The 20,539-nt window shown below is 62.6% G+C and carries 17 protein-coding genes; 12 read left to right on the forward strand and 5 right to left on the reverse strand.

From position 1 onward, the window contains the following. The first annotated feature begins 1 nt into the window (after window position 1). Window positions 2-868: a hypothetical protein gene (locus tag MR825_RS12185; RefSeq protein WP_287880939.1), complete on the forward strand. Its 867-nt coding sequence runs from the start codon at window positions 2-4 to the stop codon at window positions 866-868. A gap of 271 nt (window positions 869-1,139) precedes the next feature. Here the strand turns inward: MR825_RS12185 and MR825_RS12190 are convergent, their stop codons facing one another. Next, a complete protein-coding gene (locus MR825_RS12190; RefSeq protein ID WP_256174878.1) occupies window positions 1,140-1,364 on the reverse strand; it encodes a hypothetical protein in 225 nt (74 codons plus the stop codon). Window positions 1,365-1,566: 202 nt separating this feature from the next. Between MR825_RS12190 and MR825_RS12195 the strand changes: the two genes are divergently transcribed. The 3 genes from MR825_RS12195 (at window position 1,567) to MR825_RS12205 (ending at window position 4,935) form a co-directional block, all read left to right on the forward strand. Beyond that, window positions 1,567-3,945, forward strand: a complete 2,379-nt coding sequence (locus MR825_RS12195) for a phosphoketolase family protein (RefSeq protein ID WP_186907690.1) — start codon at window positions 1,567-1,569, stop codon at window positions 3,943-3,945. A 74-nt stretch (window positions 3,946-4,019) separates the two neighbouring features. Continuing rightward, a complete protein-coding gene (locus MR825_RS12200) occupies window positions 4,020-4,226 on the forward strand; it encodes a YdeI/OmpD-associated family protein (RefSeq protein ID WP_256174877.1) in 207 nt (68 codons plus the stop codon). Window positions 4,227-4,521: 295 nt separating this feature from the next. Further along, a complete protein-coding gene (locus MR825_RS12205; protein WP_287880941.1) occupies window positions 4,522-4,935 on the forward strand; it encodes a VOC family protein in 414 nt (137 codons plus the stop codon). 183 nt (window positions 4,936-5,118) lie between these two features. Here MR825_RS12205 and MR825_RS12210 read toward each other — a convergent pair whose 3' ends face one another. Further along, entirely contained in the window at window positions 5,119-6,252 is a 1,134-nt protein-coding gene (locus tag MR825_RS12210) for an aldo/keto reductase (protein ID WP_186907659.1), read from the reverse strand. A gap of 311 nt (window positions 6,253-6,563) precedes the next feature. Here MR825_RS12210 and MR825_RS12215 point away from each other — a divergent pair, with 311 nt between their 5' ends. The 3 genes from MR825_RS12215 (at window position 6,564) to ppk1 (ending at window position 9,919) form a co-directional block, all read left to right on the forward strand. Then, complete coding sequence (locus MR825_RS12215) at window positions 6,564-6,788, forward strand: DUF6774 domain-containing protein (protein WP_186907658.1); 225 nt, start codon at window positions 6,564-6,566, stop codon at window positions 6,786-6,788. An 88-nt stretch (window positions 6,789-6,876) separates the two neighbouring features. Further along, window positions 6,877-7,785: a Ppx/GppA phosphatase family protein gene (locus MR825_RS12220; RefSeq protein WP_186907657.1), complete on the forward strand. Its 909-nt coding sequence runs from the start codon at window positions 6,877-6,879 to the stop codon at window positions 7,783-7,785. Beyond that, window positions 7,778-9,919, forward strand: coding sequence for a polyphosphate kinase 1 (ppk1, locus tag MR825_RS12225; RefSeq protein ID WP_287880944.1), 2,142 nt, complete (start codon window positions 7,778-7,780; stop codon window positions 9,917-9,919). The genes MR825_RS12220 and ppk1 overlap by 8 nt, the downstream gene beginning before the upstream one ends. 170 nt (window positions 9,920-10,089) lie before the next feature. Here the strand turns inward: ppk1 and MR825_RS12230 are convergent, their stop codons facing one another. Next, window positions 10,090-11,349 carry a diaminopimelate decarboxylase gene (locus MR825_RS12230; protein ID WP_287880946.1) on the reverse strand — a complete coding sequence of 420 codons (1,260 nt, stop codon included), beginning with the start codon at window positions 11,347-11,349 and terminating at the stop codon, window positions 10,090-10,092. A gap of 356 nt (window positions 11,350-11,705) precedes the next feature. Between MR825_RS12230 and MR825_RS12235 the strand changes: the two genes are divergently transcribed. Continuing rightward, the gene (locus tag MR825_RS12235) at window positions 11,706-13,106 is read left to right on the forward strand and encodes a uracil-xanthine permease family protein (protein ID WP_186907654.1); all 1,401 of its coding nucleotides are present in this window, start codon (window positions 11,706-11,708) and stop codon (window positions 13,104-13,106) included. Window positions 13,107-13,324: 218 nt separating this feature from the next. After that, the gene (locus MR825_RS12240) at window positions 13,325-13,894 is read left to right on the forward strand and encodes an ECF transporter S component (protein WP_186907653.1); all 570 of its coding nucleotides are present in this window, start codon (window positions 13,325-13,327) and stop codon (window positions 13,892-13,894) included. Window positions 13,895-13,946: 52 nt separating this feature from the next. Here MR825_RS12240 and MR825_RS12245 read toward each other — a convergent pair whose 3' ends face one another. Further along, window positions 13,947-15,140, reverse strand: coding sequence for a pyridoxal phosphate-dependent aminotransferase (locus tag MR825_RS12245; RefSeq protein ID WP_287880949.1), 1,194 nt, complete (start codon window positions 15,138-15,140; stop codon window positions 13,947-13,949). Window positions 15,141-15,304: 164 nt separating this feature from the next. On the opposite strand from MR825_RS12245, the gene MR825_RS12250 reads away from it, so the two are divergent. Continuing rightward, window positions 15,305-15,706, forward strand: coding sequence for a hotdog fold domain-containing protein (locus MR825_RS12250; RefSeq protein WP_186907651.1), 402 nt, complete (start codon window positions 15,305-15,307; stop codon window positions 15,704-15,706). Window positions 15,707-15,766: 60 nt separating this feature from the next. Here MR825_RS12250 and MR825_RS12255 read toward each other — a convergent pair whose 3' ends face one another. Then, window positions 15,767-17,152: an MATE family efflux transporter gene (locus tag MR825_RS12255; protein WP_287880951.1), complete on the reverse strand. Its 1,386-nt coding sequence runs from the start codon at window positions 17,150-17,152 to the stop codon at window positions 15,767-15,769. A 303-nt stretch (window positions 17,153-17,455) separates the two neighbouring features. Here MR825_RS12255 and MR825_RS12260 point away from each other — a divergent pair, with 303 nt between their 5' ends. Together MR825_RS12260 and clpB are read left to right on the forward strand one after the other, a co-directional pair. Next, window positions 17,456-17,884 carry an Hsp20/alpha crystallin family protein gene (locus MR825_RS12260; protein ID WP_186907649.1) on the forward strand — a complete coding sequence of 143 codons (429 nt, stop codon included), beginning with the start codon at window positions 17,456-17,458 and terminating at the stop codon, window positions 17,882-17,884. A 112-nt stretch (window positions 17,885-17,996) separates the two neighbouring features. Continuing rightward, window positions 17,997-20,539, forward strand: a 2,543-nt coding sequence (gene clpB, locus MR825_RS12265; RefSeq protein ID WP_287880953.1) for an ATP-dependent chaperone ClpB, incomplete at its 3' end; no start/stop codon positions are given.

Raw genomic sequence — 20,539 nt, forward strand, 5'->3', positions numbered from 1 at the left:
CATGAAAAAGCTGCTGCTTCCACTGCTTTTGCTGTCCCTGCTTCTCTTCGGCTGCGCGCGGTCTCCGGTTCAGCCGGTCCCCGCGCCGGACACGCCAGGCCCCGCGCCTGTGGAGCCGCCGCTTCCCACCGCCGCGCCCGAGCCGCTTTGGTGGGAGGGCGTCACCGTGGACGACCTTCCCGCCGTACCCGCCGCGCCGGAGGAGATCCTTGCAGGCGCTCAGGCGTTTTATCTGCTCTCGGAACTGCCGGAACAGGACATCGCCCTGTATGGCTATGGCGGGAGCGTCCTGGAGGACGCCGACTTCTCCGGCGTACTTCTGCGCCGGGGCGATACCCTGACCCCCTTCGACCAGGCGTACCTCCCCGCGGTGGAACCCGTTCTTCCGGAGCTCTGGTGGGCGGATTTTGACGGAGACGGCGCATCGGAGCTGGCCGTCAAGTACATGATACGCAACCACACCCGCAGCCATGTGTTCGAGCTGCACTTCTATGCGCCGGAGGAGGGCGGCGGCTGGACCGACTGCGGACTCACTGACTCCGATGTGGACGCGCTGCTGGCCCAACAAGTGGCGTACGCCTACGATCCCGGCAGCCGTACCGTCACCGCCGCCTTACCGGATGAGCGCGTCTCCTACCGTCTGGGAGACCAGGATCCGGAGCCCGCCGGGGATGCTCCGCTCTGTTTTCTCGACCGGACCTTCTATCGCTACCGGGACGGAAGCTTTACCGGCGTGTATGGGACGGGGGTGCTCCTTCAGGGGCTGGGTACTCCGTGCTATTTTGCCTCCGTTACGGCCGACGTGCGCTACGACGGGGCCTCTGTTTCTCTGGAGCACTTACATCTCACCACCTTAGGCGGCGTATAAGCGGCAGAAAAGGCGCGGCAATGCCGCGCCTTTTCTCAGCCTCAGTCCGTTCGATTCTGCCGCAGAAGCTGCTTCTCCCTGGTCATCAGCCCCTGCTCGCAGCGCTCGATTTTATCATTGAGCCGGTCCAGGGACGCCTGCAGATCGGCCATATGTGCCGCCAGTTGGTTCCGCTGCTCCGCCCCTGCGGGGGCTGGCCGACAGCAGTAATACGCTTTCCGACATTATGATTGCTCCTTCTCTGTTTTATCCGTCCCGTTTTGCGGCCGTTTCACGCCTGATACCAGCCCTGTCCGCCGGTGCACAGCAGGATCTGTCCTCCGTCCCGCTGCGCATGACAGATGTGCCAGTGGTTACGGCAGCCAGGCTCAAAGGTCACGCTGCCGATGGCTACGCCCTGCTCCGCCAGCATATTCAGATCGCCCCGGCCTGTAACCCCCCCGAAGGGGTTTGGCTCTCCCTGGGGAAACATCGCGCCGCCGCCGCCCTCTTCCATGGCGCCGCCTCCAGTTTCCGGATACAAATACCTTATTACTTAGAGCGCGCTCCACGTCAAGCCTTTTTTCAAAAGCCGGCTCTTTCTTTTTCCATCCTCCCGATGTATAATAAGCAGCATGATAATCTCGGTTAAGGGGGTCGTTACTTTGGCCAAACCTGCCATCAACAAGGCCAAGCTCACCACTAAAACTTCTACCCGCATGTCTAAGAAGGGGCCCTTGACCCAGGACATGCTCAAAAAGATCGACGCATACTGGCGTGCGGCCAACTATCTCTCCGCAGGCCAGCTCTACCTGCTGGATAACCCCCTGCTTCGGGAACCACTCAAGCCCGCGCATTTGAAAAAGCACATCGTGGGGCATTGGGGCACCGTGCCGGGGCAGAATTTCATCTACACCCACCTGAACCGGGCCATCCTCCGCTATGACCTGGACATGATCTACGTCTGCGGTCCCGGCCATGGCGGAAACGCCGCGGTGGCCCAGACCTACCTGGAGGGGACCTACAGCGAGCTCTATCCCAATGTGAGCCAGGACGAGGAGGGAATGCGCCGTCTGTTCAAGCAGTTCTCCTTCCCCGGCGGCGTGGGCTGCCAGTGTGCTCCCGAGACCCCCGGTTCCATTAACGAGGGGGGCGAGCTGGGGTATTCCCTTTCCCATGCGTTCGGCGCGGTGATGGACAACCCCGACCTGATCGCCGCCTGCGTGGTGGGCGACGGAGAGGCGGAGACCGCTCCTCTGGCCGCTGCGTGGCACTCCAACAAGTTTTTGAATCCCGTCACCGACGGCGCCGTGCTGCCCATCCTGCATCTGAACGGCTATAAGATGGCAAGTCCTTCCGTCTTTGCCCGCATCACGCGGGACGAGGCAGAGGACTTCTTCAAAGGCTGCGGCTGGACGCCCCGCTTTGTGGAGGGCGGCAGCCCGGAGCAGATGCACCAGAGGATGGCCGCGGCTGTGGACTGGTCGATCCGTGAGATCCAGCGCATCCAGGTCAGCGCCCGGGAAAACGGGGAGACCGAGCGCCCCCGCTGGCCCATGATCGTTTTTTGCTCGCCCAAGGGCTGGACCTGCCCCGCCCGGGTGGACGGCATACCGGTAGAGGGTACCTTCCGTTCCCACCAGATCCCCCTGCCCATCGACCAGGACCACCCGGAGCATCTGCAGATGCTGGAGGACTGGCTGCACAGCTACCATCCGGAGGAGCTCTTCGATGCAAACGGCGCGCCCGCCCCTATCCTCCGCGCACTGATGCCTGATGGGGAACGCCGCATGGGGGCCAACCCCCACGCCAACGGCGGACTGCTGCTGCGGGACCTGCGCACCCCGGATTTCACCAAATACGCTCTGGACGTGCCCGCCCCCGGCGCGGTGGAGACGGAGGATATGGCCCAGTTGGGCCCCTATGTGCGGGACGTGCTCAAACTCAACGCCAAGGCCCGGAACTTCCGGGTCTTCGCCCCGGACGAAGCCCTGAGCAACCGGCTGGAGGCCGCCTTCCAGGCCAGCCCCCGCCGTTGGGACGCCCAGCAGCTGGAGGGGGACGAGCTGCTTTCCCCCGACGGGCGCATTATGGACGCCATGCTCTCCGAACACCTGTGTCAGGGCTGGCTGGAAGGCTATCTGCTCACCGGGCGGCACGGGTTTTTCAACAGCTATGAGGCCTTTATCCGCATCGTGGACTCTATGGTCTCCCAGCACGCCAAATGGCTGAAGGTGGCCTCCCAGCTGCCCTGGCGGCAGGATGTGGCGTCGCTGAACTATGTGCTCTCCTCCAACGTCTGGCAGCAGGACCACAACGGCTTCACGCACCAGGACCCGGGCTTTCTGGACCATGTGGCCAACAAAAAGGCCGACGTGGTGCGTCTCTATCTGCCCCCCGACGCCAACTGCCTGCTGTGGATCTTCGACCACTGCATCAAAAGCCGGAATTACGTCAATGTCATGATCACCTCCAAGCACCCGCGCCCCCAGTGGCTGACGATGGACCAGGCGGTCAAGCACTGCACCCACGGCATCGGTATCTGGCAGTGGGCCTCCAACGACCAGGGCGCCGAGCCCGACGCCGTGCTGGCCTGCTGCGGGGAGACGCCCACGCTGGAGACCCTGGCGGCCGTGACGATCCTGCGCAAGTATCTGCCCGAGATCAAGCTGCGGGTCGTCAACGTGGTGGACCTGATGAAGCTCCAGCCCCATACCGAGCATCCCCACGGCCTGCGGGACGAGGATTACGACGCCATCTTCACCGCCGATAAGCCGATCATCTTCGCGTTTCACGGCTACCCCACCCTGGTCCATGAGCTGACCTACCGCCGCCGCAATAAAAACCTGCACGTGCGGGGCTACAAGGAGGAGGGGGCCATCACCACCCCCTTCGACATGCGGGTGCAGAACAACATCGACCGCTTCGATCTGGTCATCGACACCGTCAAGCGTCTGCCCCAGCTGGGCAACCGGGGCGCGTTCCTGATCCAGCTCATGCGGGACAAGCTGGTGGAGCACAAGCAGTATATCACCGCCCACGGCGAGGACATGCCCGAGATCCGGGACTGGAAATGGAACGGCGGGGCGGGTATTTGATCAATTCCTCCGCCATAGCGGTTACTCCCGCGCCTTTCTGCGCATACTAAGCGCTGAAGGAAAGGAGACTGCTTATGTATCAGGAAGGCTTCAACCCCATTGCGGAACTGCCCATGGGCTTCGGAATGGCGCTGGCCCAGTATCCCCAGGCCATGGCCTACTTTTCCGAGCTCTCCCCCGACCGGCAGCGGGATTTGATCGAGCATACCCACACTATCAACTCCAAGGACGAGATGCAGGCCTTTGTCCGCAGCCTGACGGGCGGGCAGTATGATTTCTGACGCCCCAGCGGGGGCGGCGCAGCGGGACGTCCGGAAAAGGCCGGGGCCTTGGGGGACGCCCTCGCTGCGCCGCGCTTTTTTCTGTACATTTTCCCCCAGATCCGCTATAATAATGTCTCCTGAATAAACCGCCAAGCCATTTATTCGTGTTTCCACTGGAGCGCCGTATTGCTCCAGCGGAAGGTGCAAGGTTTTCCGGCTCATCTGCCAAAAACCCTGCACCGGAACAAAGCCAATTGGCTTTGTTCCGTATGCATCAGCATACCTCCATAGTAAGCTGGACAGGAGGGGTACTATGCCCATCGCCGTCAACGGCATCAACCATTTTGCCATCAGCGTGCCCGATCTGGAGGCGAGCATCGCCTGGTATGAGCGGATCTTTGGCTTTACCGTCATCCACCGCTCCGTGATCCCCGGCATCGACGCGAAGGTCAGCCACATGCAGGGCCCCGGCTTTCAGCTGGAGCTTTTCCAGGTCCCCGGCGCCCATCCTCTGCCCGCCGGGCGCAGCGTTCCCAATGAGGATCTGATGACCCACGGAAACAAGCACATGGCCCTGGGCGTTGTGGACGGCCCCAAAGCCAAGGCCGAGCTGGAGGCGCTGGGCGTATCCATCGTCAAGGTCGCCGAGATCGACGGCACGTACGACGTATTCATCACCGACAACGCCGGCAACCTGATCGAGGTCTTTGAGGAAGGCCCGCGGTAATATGCACGCGGGCCGGAAACGGCGCCCGGCCCTGTTCCGATCTGCCAAGGCGCCCGTTTTCCCCTGCCAAAAGATCGTAAAAGCGCCCCGCCCCCATCCTCCGAACCGAAGCGGAGGAAAGGGGGCGGGGCGCTTTTCAGGCGTTCCGGCCGCGGCAGGGCGTCAACGCGGTCCCGAGCGCTTCTACGGTTTGGGGATGGCGTCCAGCTCCGCCTGGGCGCGGGCCAGATCGTCCGGGATGGGGATGCCCTGGGGGCAGAGCGGAACGCACCTGCCGCAGCGCACGCAGTTTTTTGCCTTGTCCTCCTCCCCGAAATTCACATGCCAGGGCCGCCAGGCGGAGGCGCCGTTTTGGGTCTTGGCCGTCTGATTCCACAGTTGGAAATTTTCCGGGATATTCACTCCGGCAGGGCAGGGCATGCAGTAGCGGCAGCCGGTGCAGCCGTTTTTCACCCGCGCGCGCAGGGCCGCGGCCGTCTCCTCCACCAAGGCCAGTTCCGCCTGCGTCAGGGGCTGGAACCGGGTAAAGGTGGCCGCATTGTCCTCCACCTGTTCCAGGGTGCTCATCCCGCTGAGAACGGTGAGCACATTGGCGCGGCCGGCCGCCCAGCGCAGGGCCCAGGAGGCCATCGACGCGCCCGGACGCGCCCGCCGCAGCCGGGCGGCCAGATCCTCCGGCAGATCGGCCAGCGCGCCCCCTTTCACCGGCTCCATGATCACCAGCGGCACCCCCAGCTGCTCCGCCAGCGCATATCCCCGCTCGCCCGCCTGGATATCCGTATCCAGATAGTTGAACTGGATCTGGCAGAAATCCCATTTCCGGAAACTCAGGATCTCCTCGAAGACGTCATACCCGTCGTGGAACGAAAACCCGAAGCGGCAGATCGCCCCTTCCCGCTGCTTTTGGACACACCAGTCCACCACGCCCAGCTCCACCATCGCTCGCCAGCGGTCCCGGTTGAGGGTATGCAGCAAATAGAAGTCAAAGTGATCCGTATTCAGCCGCTCCAGCTGAGTGGTGAAGAAGCGCTGTGCGTCCTCCAGGGACTCCACCTTCCAGGTAGGCAGCTTGGTGGCCAGGTAATAGCGCTCCCGGGGCACGTCCGCCAGGACGCGGCCCAGGACGCGCTCGCTCTGCTCCTCATGATAAAAATAGGCGGTGTCGATGTAATTGACCCCCGCCTCCAGCGCCCGGCGGAGCATGGCGGCGGCAGCGTCCTCCTGTACGCATCCCGCATCGTCCGTGGGAAAGCGCATGCAGCCGAAGCCCAACAGGGAGACCCTGGCATCCAGCGCCGGCCAAGTACGGTATTCCATAAAAACTCCTCCCGCTCGTCTTCGTCGTCCGCCAAACCGGCGGCCATTGGGGCGCACAACGGCAAAACGGCCGCTCATCCGACGCCGTTTCGGTTTTGAAACAGGCGCTAACGCCGCCGGGATACCGCGAAATGCGGGGCGCTTCTCGGTATCCGGCCCCCTTCGCGGCGGAAGGCCGCAGGGCGGGCGCGAACCGTGCCGGTCAAAGCGGTATAGCAGCCGTATCGCGGCTATTATACCACAGCGCTTCCCGCCCGTCCACCGGCACCTTTGGCGGCTTTCGCCGTAAAATGGGCAGAGGAGGTGGCGAAATGGCATGTACATCGGGCCCTTCCGGAGAAGCGCTTCTGGTCATCGCCGCGCTGGTATCCTTCCAGCTGGCCCAGGACCGGTCCAACGATGAGCTGGGCGTACTGGCGGCCTTTTTCACCGTGCTGGGGGACAATCTGGCGCTGATCGCCGCCCGGCGCGCGGCACAGGAAGCCTGCTGCCTGGAGGCCGGCGCCGCGGCGGATACGGACACGGATCCCATGTAAAGCTTTCGTAAATCCCATTGATATCCGCCCGGAAAGCGCGTAAACTAAGGCGAATGCAAACCAATCCGAACAAAGCGAGGTGCTTTCCATGAAATGCGGCATTGCGGACGTAGGCTCCAACACCATCCGGCTGTCCATCTACCGCTGGGAGGGGACGCAGTTCAAGCTGCTGCTGAACAAAAAAGTGATGGCCGGGCTGGCAGGCTATATCAAGGACGGCGCGCTCTCCGACAGCGGCATCCTGGTGGCCTGCCGGACGCTGGCCGGGTTCCGCGCCCTGCTGGATAACTTCGGCCTCCATGACCTGTACGTCTTCGGCACCGCCTCTCTGCGCAACATTGTCAACACCGAGGACGCTGTGCAGACCATACGGGAGGTGACCGGCCTGACCGTGGAGGTCCTCTCCGGCGCGGACGAGGCCGCGCTTTCCTTCCAGGGCGCCGCCGCGGGAGGCGGCGCTTCTTCCGGCCTGCTGACCGACATCGGCGGCGGCTCGACGGAGCTTGTGGCCTATGACGGCGGACGCATCTCTTCCGGCTGCTCGCTTCCCATGGGTTCCTTGTCCCTGTACACCAGGTATGTGGCGGGCCTCTTCCCCACCCGGGAGGAGCGCCGCGCCATTCGGGAGCAGGTGGAGGCCGAGCTGGAGCGCGCCAGGACCGCCAAGGTCCGGTGCAGGCACCTGACCGGCGTGGGCGGCACCATACGGGCCGCCGCCAAGCTGTGCAACGACTTGGCCGGAACGGACCCGGACAACCGGATCATCCCCGCCGGAGAGCTGCAGACCCTTTACAAGGGACTGAAAAAAGGGGACCGGGACACGCTTCGGCAGATCCTGCGCTCCGCGCCCGACCGGGTGCATACCATTCTGCCGGGCCTCATCATTCTCAACGCCGTGATGAAGTCCTATGGGGTCGAGACCGTCTCGGTGAGCGCCTGCGGCGTGCGGGAGGGTTATCTTATGAACCGTGTGATGGGGGTAACGCAGCATGACTAAAGCCGTGGATACGCGCTATACCCAGGAGCGGGAGCTCTCCTGGCTGAAATTCAACGAACGCGTGCTGGAAGAGGCCACCGACGAATCCGTGCCGCTGTTTGAACGGCTGAAGTTCGCCGCCATCTTTACCAGCAATCTGGACGAATTTTTCATGATCCGGGTCGGCTCCATTTACGACATGACCCTTTCCAGGCAGGCGCATGTGGACAGCAAGAGCGGCCTGACCCCCACCGAACAGCTCCAGGCTGTGTGCCGGGCGGTACCGCCCCTTTACAAGCGCCGGGACAAGACCTTCGCACAGCTGGAGACGCGCCTGCGCTCCTGCAATATCTGCAGCCTGGGCGTGGAGGAACTGGACGTGAAGGGCCGCAAGCAGGTGGAGCGCTGGTTTCGGGATTATGTGGCTCCGGTGCTCTCTCCCATGGTGGTGGACGCCCATCATCCCTTCCCCCACCTGCCTTCCAAGGCCCTGACGGTGGCGCTCTCCCTCCGGCGGGAGGGTCAGCCCTGCTTCGGGCTGGTGCCCATACCGAGGGCGCTTCCTCCCTTCCTGCGTCTGGAGGAGCGGGGCGTACGCTATGTGCTTACGGAGCAGGTGGTCCTGTTTTATGCCGAAACGCTCTTTGATACCTACGAGGTGGAGTCCAAATGCGTCGTGGCCGTTACCCGCAACGCCGATATCAGCCCGGAGGACGAGGATTACGACGTGGGCGAGGACTTTCGGGTACACATGCAGAAGGTGCTGAAAAAGCGCGCACGCCTCTCCCCCGTCCGTCTGGAGATCCAGGGCGAAGCGGGCCAGGCCCTGACCGGCTTCCTCTGCCGCCGGCTGGAGCTGTCCCCCGCCCAGGTCTTCTCCTCCCGCGCCCCTTTGGCGCTGGGCTACGTGTACGCGCTGGAGACGCTCCTGCCGCCGGAGACCGTCGCCGCGCTGTGCTATCCCAAGTACACGCCCCAGTGGCCCCGGGAGCTGGTGAAGGGCGAGCCGCTGATCCCGCAGATCCTCCGGCGGGACGTGCTGCTCTACTACCCCTTCCATGCGATGGAGCCCTTTTTAAAGCTGGTAAAGGAAGCCGCCGCCGACCCCGCGGTGCTCTCCATCAAGATCACCATCTACCGGCTCTCTTCTACCGCCAAGCTGGTGGAGTATCTGGCCGCCGCCGCAGAGAACGGGAAGGATGTGACGGTCCTCATGGAGCTGCGGGCACGGTTCGATGAGCAGAACAACATCGCCTGGGCAGAGCGGCTGGAGGAGGCCGGGTGCACGGTGCTCTACGGCTTTGAGGGATACAAGGTCCACTCCAAGATCTGTCTGATCACCCGGCGGGAGCGCTCCCACATCCAATACATCACTCAGATCGGTACGGGCAACTACAATGAGAAGACGGCCAGGCTCTACACCGACTTCTGTCTGATGACCGCCCAGAGCGCCGTCGGCGCCGACGCGGCGTCCTTCTTCCAGAACATGGCCACCTCCAACCTGGAGGGCACGTATCACCACCTGTTGGTGGCGCCCTGCAGCCTCAAGCCCAGGCTGCTGGAAAAGATGGAGGAGGAGATCGCCAAGGCCCGTCAGGGGATCCCCGCCCACATTTTCATCAAGGTCAACTCCGTGACCGACCGCCAGCTCATCGACAAGCTGGCCGAAGCCAGCCAGGCGGGCGTAGAGGTGGTGATGAACGTACGGGGCATCTGCTGTCTGCGCCCCGGCGTGAGCGGCCTGACCGACCATATCCGGATCTTTTCCGTCGTGGGGCGCTTTCTGGAGCATCCCCGCGTGTTTGCCTTCGGTACGGGCGAGGACGCCAGTATGTATATCGGCTCGGCCGATTTTATGACCCGCAATACCGAACGGCGGGTGGAGATCGCCTGCCCCGTCCTCGACCCGGCCATCCGGCGGCAGATCGCCCATTATATCACCCTGCTCTGTACCGACAATGCAAAAGCCCGGCTGCTGGGTCCCGACGGGAGCTATTCCCCCATCCCGAGACCCGAAGCAGCGCCCGTCCTGGACGCTCAGGCGGCCATGATGGCCGAGGCCGTGACGCAGGCTCAAGAGGCCGCCGCCCACCCGCCTGTTTCCCAAGAGCGCCGCCGCGGCCTGCTGGAACGGCTGCTGGCACGGCTGAAATAAGAGTCATGCGCCCATAGCCCACATTCGGCAAAATGCCGTTTTCCCTTTCAGGCAGGTCTCCTCGCTCGCCCTTGCGTCCACAGGGATCGGTAAGAACAGGGGCGGCACGCCTGCCGGCGCCCCTGTTCCCGCCGGGCGGCATCTCCCTTCCCGGCGCTGCTGCCCGTCACTCATTCAAACACCATCGTGGCAAAATAGTCCTCCGGAGTCTCGGCCCGGCGGATCAGCCGGATCCCGCCGCCGGCCTGGAGCAGAAGCTCCGCCGAGCGGAGCTTGCCGTTGTAGTTATAGCCCATGGAAAATCCGTGCGCGCCGGTATCATGGATGACCAGCAGATCCCCCCTGTCGATCCGGGGGAGCATACGGTCCACGGCGAATTTGTCGCAGTTTTCACACAGGGAGCCCACCACGTCGTACTTATGGTCGCAGGGCGCGTCCTCCTTGCCCATGACGGTGATGTGGTGGTACGCCCCGTAAATGGCGGGGCGCATCAGGTTGGCGGCGCAGGCGTCCACGCCGATATACTCCTTATAGGTGTGCTTGGCGTGGATCGCGCGGGTGACCAGGCACCCGTAGGGCCCCAGCAGGAAGCGGCCCAGTTCGGTGCAGAGGGCCACGTCCCCCATCCCCGCAGGCACCAGGATCTCTTCATAGGCCTTCCGCACGCCTGCGCCAATGACCGCAATGTCGTTCTCGCTCTGGTCGGGGCGGTACGGAATGCCCACGCCGCCGGAGAGGTTGATGAACCTTACGTCGGCCCCCGTCTGATCCCGCAGCTCCACCGCCAGCCGGAACAGGATGGCGGCCAGGGCCGGGTAATACTCGTTGGACAAGGTATTGGAGGCCAGGAACGCATGGAGTCCGAAGCGCTTGGCCCCCATGCTCCTGAGCGTTCGAAATCCCTCAAAAAGCTGTTCCCGGGTAAAGCCGTACTTGGAATCCCCCGGCGTATCCATGACCTGGAAGCCCTCCTTGCTCTCCCCCAGGCGGAACACGCCGCCCGGGTTAAAGCGGCAGGAGATGGTCTCCGGGATAAAGCCGATGGTCTGCTTCAAAAAGTCGATGTGGGTAAAATCGTCCAGATTGATGGTGGCGCCCAGCCGGGCCGCCAGCGCAAACTCCTCCGCCGGGGTCTCATTGGAGGAGAACATGATCTCACGGCCGGAAAAGCCGCATTTCTCCGCCAGCATCAGTTCGGTGAGCGAGGAGCAGTCCACGCCGCACCCCTCCTCCCGCAGCAGCTTCAGGATCGCGGGGGTGGGCGTGGCCTTGACGGCAAAATACTCCCGGTACCCCGGGTTCCACGCAAACGCTTCCTTCAGCCGCCGGGCGTTCTCCCGGATTCCCTTCTCATCGTAGAGGTGAAAGGGCGTGGGATAGGCCTGCGTGATGCCTTGGAGCTGCTCCAGCGTAACGAAGGGCTTTTTCATAGGGCGTTCACCTTACCTTAGTAAAACAAATGGTAAATTCAATTTTACCGGACCGGCACGGACCCTGTCAATCCGCAGAAGCTCCAACCCCGCCCCTGCTTTCGTGCTTTCTTTTGGTAAAGCAACAAATCCCGCAAATTTCCCCTTGCCATATCGCGCGATTTCTGCTAGTATAGAGCAGACTTTAGAGTGGACGGAGGCGGGCAGACGTGAACAGGACTGCAGTGTGTATGAAACTGTTTCCCGTTTTCCCCGCGTTTTGTTCCGTTTGATGGGCAATTGCTTTTCCTTTGGGAAGGGTGATTGCTTTTTTTCTGCACAAGCGCCGTCCACGGGATATGAGAGAGGAGAAAACTATGGGAAAGAAACACATCACCGGAAGCGAACCGATCTATGACGCCCGCCGGCTGGGCCTGCCCAGGATGCTCATTCTGGGTCTTCAGCACATGTTCGCCATGTTCGGCGCCACCGTCCTGGTCCCCATTCTGGTCCAGGGCTACGGCCTGCCCCTGTCCATCCAGACCACTCTGTTCTTCGCCGGAATCGGCACTCTGTTCTTCCACGTCTGCACGAAAATGAAGGTGCCCGCCTTCTTGGGCTCCTCCTTCGCCTATCTGGGCGGCTTTGCCGCCGTGGCGGCCCTGGACACCGGCAAATACGCCGGAATGGACCCGGCCGTCAAGCTTCAATATGCCTGCGGCGGCATCGTGGTCGCCGGATTGCTGTACGTCATCCTGGCCGCCATTATCAAGCTGGTGGGCGTCAAGCGGGTCATGCGCTTTCTCCCCCCCGTGGTCACCGGCCCCATCATCATCCTCATCGGCCTGAACCTGGCCCCCTCCGCCGTGACCAACGCCTCCTCCTGCTGGTGGCTGGCCATCCTGTCCATCGCGGTCATCGTGGTCTGCAACATCTGGGGCCGCGGCATGATCAAGATCATCCCCATCCTCCTGGGTGTGGTGGTCCCCTATCTCGTGGCCGTGATCGCCAGCGCCATGGGCGCCACCGCCCTCAATGCCGCCGGCGAGGTGGTGCCTCTGATGGACTTCTCCTCCGTGGCGGCCTCCCGGATCCTTGGCTTCCAGCCCTTCATCACCGACTTCGGCGGCTCGATCGCCAAGTTTGACGTGACCTCCATCCTGGTCATGGCTCCCATCGCCATCGCCGCCATGATGGAGCACATCGGCGATATGTCCGCCATCTCCGCCACCGTGGGCCAAAACTTCATTCAGGACCCCGGCCTGCACCGCACCCTCATCGGGGACGGTATCGCCACCTCCCTGGCCGGCCTGTTCGGCGGCCCCGCCAACACCACTTACGGGGAAAACACCGGCGTTCTGGTCCTCTCCCGCGTGTATGATCCCAAGGTGGTCCGTCTGGCCGCCCTTTACGCGGTGATCCTGTCCTTCTCCCCCGCCTTTGCCGCCCTGGTCAACTCCATCCCCACCGCCATCATCGGCGGCGTATCCTTCATCCTCTACGGCATGATCTCCGCCATCGGCGTACGCAACGTGGTGGAAAACCGGGTGGACTTCACCAACTCCCGCAACCTGATCATCGCCGCCGTCATCCTGGTGTGCGGTCTGGGCTTTTCCAGCGGTATCACCTTCTCCATCGGCGAGGCCCATGTGACCCTGACCAACCTGGCCATCGCCGCCATTGCCGGCATCGCGCTCAACGCCATCCTGCCCGGCAAGGATTACGAGTTCGGCGCCGACGTGACCGAGGGCCGCTCCGGCGACTTTGGACGGTATTGATCCGGCCCAGCCCAAAGCGGCGGCCGCGCGCTTCCGGTTTTCAGCGAGTGCCCTGCCTGTACAGGCAGGGCACTCGCTGTGTTCCTCCGCACGCCGGTCGCTTCTTCCGCATTCCAACCTTTTCTGACCTTATTATATTTTTAAAATCTGGCATTTGAAGTATAGTCAGTTCCCGGATATAATGGGGTCCGAAGAATTGAGATGGGAAGTGCTTCGTCATGAAAAATCGCCGCATGAGCGCCGTTTCTCTGGCTGTCCTGGGAATGATGACCGCTCTGGTCTTTGTCAGCAATTATCTGCGCATCATCCTGCCCATTGCCATCGGCGGCAAAACCTCTTTTACCCTGGCCAATATCATGTGCTGTCTGTCCGGCCTGCTGCTGGGCCCTGCAGGCGGGCTGGCCTCCGGTCTGGGCTCCGCCCTGTACGACCTGACCAACCCTCTTTTTGCCGCCGAGTGCTGGATCACCTTTCTCACCAAGGGGATCATGGGCCTGGCGGCCGGTTGGGTCCTGCGCAGCGCCGCCCATCGGGAGGCTCCCCGCTATCCCCGTTGTCTGGCCGGCGCGGTATGCGGCTGCATCGCCTATTACGTGCTCTACTTTTTCAAGTGCTTCGCATACGACGGCCTGCTGGTGGAGGGGCTTCCGCCTGCCGTTGCCGTGGGCATCCTGCCGCTGAAGGTCCCCGCCTCCCTGTTCAACGCCGCCGTGGCCATCCTCATCGCCCCGCCCCTGTGCCTGGTCATCCGCGCCGCCCTCAAGCGTGCGCACCTGAAAATCGCCTGAAGGCAGAGAGCTCCCCGCGGACGGCTGGTGCCGCCCGCGGGGAGTTCTCTGCTCATTTGCACAATCCGTACTCCTGGGCCAGCCTGCGGAAGACCGGCAGGGCCTTTTCCACCCGTCCGGTATCCACGCAGAAGGCCACCCGAAGATAACCGGGGCAGCCGAAGGTGTCGGTCGGCGCCACCAGCAGGTCATACTTCATGGCCCGCTTGGAAAAGGCCATGGAATCCAGGTCCGGGGCCTGGAAGATCAAATAGAAGGTGCCGTCCGGCTTGACGCAGGTATACCCCATCTCCGTCAGCCCGCGGTAGAGCCGGTTGCGGTTGGTCTCATAGACGCTCAGATCGGCGGTCAGGCCGTCACAGGCGGCCGCCACATGCTGGAACAGGCTGGGCGCGTTGATGTACCCAATGCCCCGCCCGGCGCCGGCCACGGCGGCGTACACGCGGGCCCAGTCCTCCACGCTCTGGGGCACCAGCACATAGCCGATGCGTTCGCCGGGCAGGGAGAGGCACTTGCTGTAGGAGTAGCACACCAGAGTGTTCTCATAATAGGCGGGCAGCCAGGGTACCTCCACCCCGTCGTAGACCACCTCCCGGTAGGGTTCGTCGGAGATCAGGTAAATGGGATTTCCAAACTCGCTGCTTTTGCGGTGCAGCAGATCAGCCAGCCCCCGGATGGTGGCGGCGGGATAGACCACGCCCGCGGGGTTATTGGGCGAATTGATCAGGATGCCTTTCGTATTGGGCCCGATGGCGGCCTCGATGGCGGCCAGGTCCAGATCAAAGGTGCCGGGCGCGGCGGGAACCTCCACTGCCTTCGCCCCGGCGCTCTCGATGAATACCCGGTATTCGGTGAAATAAGGCACGATGACGATAAACTCGTCCCCCGGCGTATGCAGGCCGAACAGGCAGCAGCACAGGGCGGCGGCGGCGCCCACGGTCAGATACAGCTCGTCCCCCGTGCAGAACACCCCGAAGCGGTGGGTCAGCGAGGCGGCGATCGCGTCCCGGCAGCCCTGGTCGCCAGGGGCGCTGGTATAGGCGTGGACACTGTCATGCAACGGCCCGTCCAACACGGCCCGGATGGTGTCGTTCACCTTGGCCGGGGGCGGCACGCTGGGGTTGCCCAGGGAAAAGTCCAATACGTTCTCCGCGCCCACGACCTTGGCCCGGCGCTTTCCATGCTCGAAGATCTCACGCATGATGTTGCGGTTCATCCCCAGCTTTACCATATGTTCCGAAACCATACTTTAAGCTCCCTTGCTTCTCGTTCCCCGCAGGCGCTTTTGCGCTTTAAAGCGGATAAGCGCATTGTAGCACGAATTTCCCCGGTTGACAACCCCTTCGGAAAGACGTAGAATAGGGAAGGCAAGAATTCCTGCAAAAAATATTTTAGTAGGAGTGGATCGACATGGATGAGAAGAAATACACCTCTATGATTCGTCTGCGCATGTCTGCAAAGGACGCCCACTACGGCGGCAATCTGGTGGACGGCGCCCACATGGTGCACCTGTTCGGCGATGTAGCCACCGAGCTGCTGATCAAGTGCGACGGCGACGAGGGCCTGTTCTGCGCATATAACAACATTGAGTTCAAGGCGCCCGTGTATGCCGGTGATTTCATCGAGGCCTACGGCGAGATCACCCACATCGGCAATACCTCCCGCAAGATGAAGTTCGAGGCCCGCAAGGTGGCCGTTCCCCGCCCCGACATCAGCGACTCCGCCGCCGATTTCCTGGACGAGCCCATCGTGGTGGCCATTGCTGAGGGCACCTGCGTAACGCCCAAGAAGTGCCAGCGGAAAGAACCCTGATCCCTGTTACATCCATTGGAAAGCGGCCCGGCGCTGATGCGCCGGGCCGCTTGTCTCATTTCAGGGCCGGGGCGCCGGGTCTGCCCCGGCTTCACGGACGCGCCGCTCCAGCACCTTGGGGATGATGCGCAGGAACAGGCAGGTGGTGACGCTCGCGGCCACAGCGTCGGCAATGGGCTCGGACAGGAAGGTCGCTTCCGCCGAAAACAGGGCGGGCAGCAGCAGCAGCCCCGCCAGAAAGACCGACTTGCGGAACAGGGAGCAGAACAGGGCCAGCCGTACCTGGCCCAGAGCGGTGGTCTCATCCACCAGAGGATACTGGACGGCCAGCGGGATGATCATGGCGGTGAACATCTTGATATACCGCACCGAGCGTTCGATCAGCTCCGGGCTTTGGGTAAACAGCCGGACAAAATACGGGGACAGCGTGTGGGTCACAAGCGTCATCCCCACACAGAATGCCAGGCACAGCCCCACGATCGACTTCATTGCCTGCCGGATCCGGTCGGCTCTGGCCGCGCCGTAGTTGAAGCTGATCACCGGCTGGGTGCCCAGGGTCAGGCCGCCCATGGGCATGGTGATGAGCAGCAGATAGCTCTGCACGATGGTGGCGCAGGTAATAAGGGTGTCCCCCAGCTCGGCCCCGCCGTAGTGCTGGAGCACCGTATTCAGGACGATGAGCAGGATGCTGTCGGTGGCGATGATGAGGAAGGGCGACAATCCGAACGCCAGCACACGCAGCATGATGGACCGGGAAAAGCCCCCCCAGCGCAGGGGGACGGGCATCTTCGGCCGCAGCAGGGCGGTCAGCACGAAACCGCAGGAGGCCATCTGGGAGAGCACCGTGGCCAGGGCCGCACCGGCCACGCCCAAATCCAGTCCAAACATAAAGAGCGGGTCCAGTACGATATTGAGCACCGCCCCCAGCACCACTGTGGCCATCCCAAGACCGGAGAACCCCTGGGCGATGAGGAAGCTGTTCATCCCCGCCGCCATCAGGGCAAAAAAGGTGCCTGCGGTGTAGATCGTCAGATAGGTGTCCGCATAGCCGAAGGTATCCGCGCTGGCCCCGAACCACAGCAGCAGCTGCTCCTTGCTCAGCAGGAACAGGGCCGTGAGGGCGCCGGAGAGCGCCAGAAGCATCAAAAAGCAGTTGGACAGGACCCGCCCCGCCTGTTTGGGATTGCCCTCCCCCATACGCATGGCCAGAATGGGCGCGCCTCCCAGCCCCACCAGGGTGGCAAAGGAGGAGAGCAGGGTCACGATGGGGCCGCATACCCCCACGCCTGCCAGGGCCAGGTCCCCGATGACCGGGAGATTGCCGATGTAGATCCGGTCCACGATGCTGTAAAGCACGCTGACCAGCTGGGCCAGCATGGTTGGAATGGCCAGCCGGCACACCAGCGGGAACACAGGATCACGGCCCAGGTCATTGGTTCGTTTCATCGCATGATTCGCCACCTTTTGTACACAGTCCAGCCGATTATACCCCTTTTCCTTCGCCGCGTAAAGGGCGTCTTTCCGTTAGCACTCTTCAACTATGAGTGCTAATGTTTACAATTTGGCCACAATTACGTGTATATTTGTTCACAAAACGGCCCTATACTAAACATCAGAAAAAGAGATTCAGCGGGCCGTATGGCCCCGGAAAGAGGTTGAACGCCATGCTTTTGTTTCGTGTTTAGCACTTGATTCAATTATTTGCTAATCTATTTTCCCAACAAATCAACTGGAAAAGGAGAGTTTTTTATGTTTGGTATGCTTCCTTTCGAACGCAGCGACGACAATCTGTTTGACACCTTTGATAACTTCACCCGCAATTTCTTCCGCAGCAGCAATGCCAGTCTGCCCGCCTTCCGCACCGACATCCGCGACGACGGCGACAAATTCGTCCTGGAGGCGGAGCTGCCCGGCTTTGAGAAGGAGGATATCTCCCTGGACGTGAAGGACGGTATCCTGACCATCACCGCCGCCCATCAGGAGCACAGCGACCAGAAGGACGGCAAGGGCAGCTACATCCGCCGGGAGCGCCGGTACGGCTGCTTCACCCGTTCCTTCGATATCACCGGCATCGATGAGACCGCCATCACCGCCGCCTATAAAAGCGGCATTCTGGAGCTGACCCTGCCCAAGACGGTTCCCGCCGTGCCGGAAAGCCGCCGGATCGCCATCGAGTAACCTGTTGCGCGCTATCCCCAACCGGAACCTTACGGAAACGGGGCGCCGGCCACCGGCCGGCGCCCCGTTTCCGGTTTTTTCAATTTCGTTTTTCGAAAGGACGTGACGCGATATGAACGCGCAGAACTATACCCAAAAATCCCTGGAGGCCGTACAGAACGCCCAGGCTCTGACCACCGAATACGGCAACCAGCAGATCGAGCAGGCGCATCTTCTGCTCGCGCTGCTCGCCGATGAGGGCGGCCTGATCCCGCAGCTGCTGGGCAATCTGGGCCTCACGGTCCCCTCCCTCACCGCCGCGGTCAAAGCGGAGGTGGAAAAACTGCCCCGGGTCTCCGGTTCCGGCCGGGAGCAGGGCAAGCTCTACGTCTCCGCCGGGGTCGACAAAGCTTTGAGCACGGCCGAGTCCATCGCCGCCGGCATGAAGGATGAATACGTCTCGGTGGAGCATTTGCTGCTGGCGCTGGTCGATACCGCCGACCGGGCGCTCAAGGAGCTCTTCCGCACCTATAACGTCACCCGGGAGGGCGTCCTTCAGGCGCTGACCAATGTCCGGGGCAACCAGCGGGTCACTTCCGACCATCCGGAGGAGACCTATGACGCGCTGAAAAAGTACGGTTCCGACCTGGTGGAGCGGGCCCGGAGCAGCAAGCTGGACCCGGTCATCGGCCGGGACGACGAGATCCGTAACGTCATCCGCATCCTCTCCCGCAAGAGCAAGAACAACCCCGTGCTCATCGGCGAGCCCGGCGTCGGCAAGACCGCCATCGCCGAAGGGCTGGCCCAGCGCATCGTGAAGGGCGACGTGCCCGCTTCTTTGAAGGACAAGACCATCTTTGCCCTGGATATGGGCTCCCTGATTGCGGGCGCCAAGTACCGGGGCGAGTTTGAAGAGCGCCTGAAGGCCGTTTTGAACGAGGTCAAAAAATCGGAAGGCCGCATCGTCCTGTTCATCGACGAGCTGCACACCATCGTGGGGGCCGGCAAGACCGAGGGCGCCATGGACGCGGGCAATCTGCTCAAGCCCATGCTGGCCCGGGGCGAGCTGCACTGCATCGGCGCCACCACCCTCAACGAATACCGCCAGTATATCGAGAAGGACGCGGCGCTGGAGCGGCGCTTCCAGCCCGTCCTGGTGAACGAGCCCACGGTGGAGGACACCATCGCCATCCTCCGCGGCCTGAAGGAGCGCTACGAGGTCTATCACGGCGTGAAGATCCAGGACGGCGCCATCATCGCCGCCGCCACCCTCTCCAACCGCTATATCACCGACCGCTTCCTGCCCGATAAGGCCATTGACCTGATCGACGAGGCCTGCGCCATGATCCGCACCGAAATTGACTCCATGCCCACCGAGCTGGACGTGATCCAGCGGAAGATCATCCAGCACGAAATCGAAGAGGCCGCCCTGAAAAAAGAGGATGATACCCTGTCCCAGGAGCATCTGTCCGAGATCCGGAAGGAGCTGGCCGAACTGCGGGACGAGTTCAACGCCAAGAAGGCCCAGTGGGAAAACGAAAAAAACGCCATCGGCAAGGTCCAGAAGCTCCGCGAGGAGCTGGAGGCCGCCAACGCCGCGCTGGAGAAGGCCCAGCGGGAGTACGACCTGAACCGGGCCGCGGAGCTGCAGTACGGCAGGATTCCCGAGCTGAAAAAGCAGCTGGAGGCCGAAGAGGCCATCGCCAACGAGGGCAGAGCCCGCTCCCTGCTGCGGGATAAGGTCACGGAGGAAGAGATCGCCCGCATCATCGAGCGCTGGACCGGCATCCCGGTGGCCAAGCTGATGGAGGGCGAGCGGGAGAAGCTGCTCCACCTGGAGGACATCCTCCACCGGCGGGTCGTGGGTCAGGACGAGGCCGTGCGCCTGGTCAGCGAGGCCATCCTGCGCTCCCGGGCGGGGATCGCCGACCCGGACCGCCCCATCGGCTCCTTCCTGTTCCTGGGCCCTACCGGCGTAGGCAAGACGGAACTGGCCAAGGCTCTGGCCGAAGCTCTGTTCGACAGTGAGAAGAACCTGGTGCGCATCGACATGAGCGAATATATGGAGAAGTTCAGCGTCTCCCGGCTCATTGGCGCCCCTCCGGGATACGTGGGCTACGAGGAGGGCGGCCAGCTCACCGAGGCGGTGCGCCGCCATCCCTATTCCGTGGTGCTGTTCGACGAAGTGGAGAAGGCCCACCCCGACGTGTTCAACGTACTGCTCCAGGTCCTGGACGACGGGCGTATCACAGACAGCCAGGGCCGCACGGTGGACTTCAAGAATACCATCATCATCCTGACGTCCAACCTGGGCTCCCAGTATCTGCTGGACGGCATCGACGCCGGCGGGGAAATTACCGAAGCGGCCCGGAAGGCCGTCACGGAATTGCTGCATCACTCCTTCCGTCCCGAGTTTTTGAACCGGTTGGACGAGATCGTTTTCTATAAACCCCTGACCAAGGAGAACATCACCCGCATCATCGACCTGCTGACAGCCGAGCTCAACGGCCGCCTGGCGGAGAAACAGCTCACCGTGACCCTTACCGACAGCGCCCGGCGCTTCATCATCGACAGCGCCTACGACCCCGCCTTCGGTGCCCGGCCCCTGCGCCGCTTCGTGCAGCATACGGTGGAGACGCTCATCAGCCGCAGGATCATTGCCGACGAGGCCGCTCC

This window comes from Lawsonibacter sp. (genome assembly GCF_022777125.1).
Taxonomy (GTDB): domain Bacteria; phylum Bacillota; class Clostridia; order Oscillospirales; family Oscillospiraceae; genus Lawsonibacter_A; species Lawsonibacter_A hominis.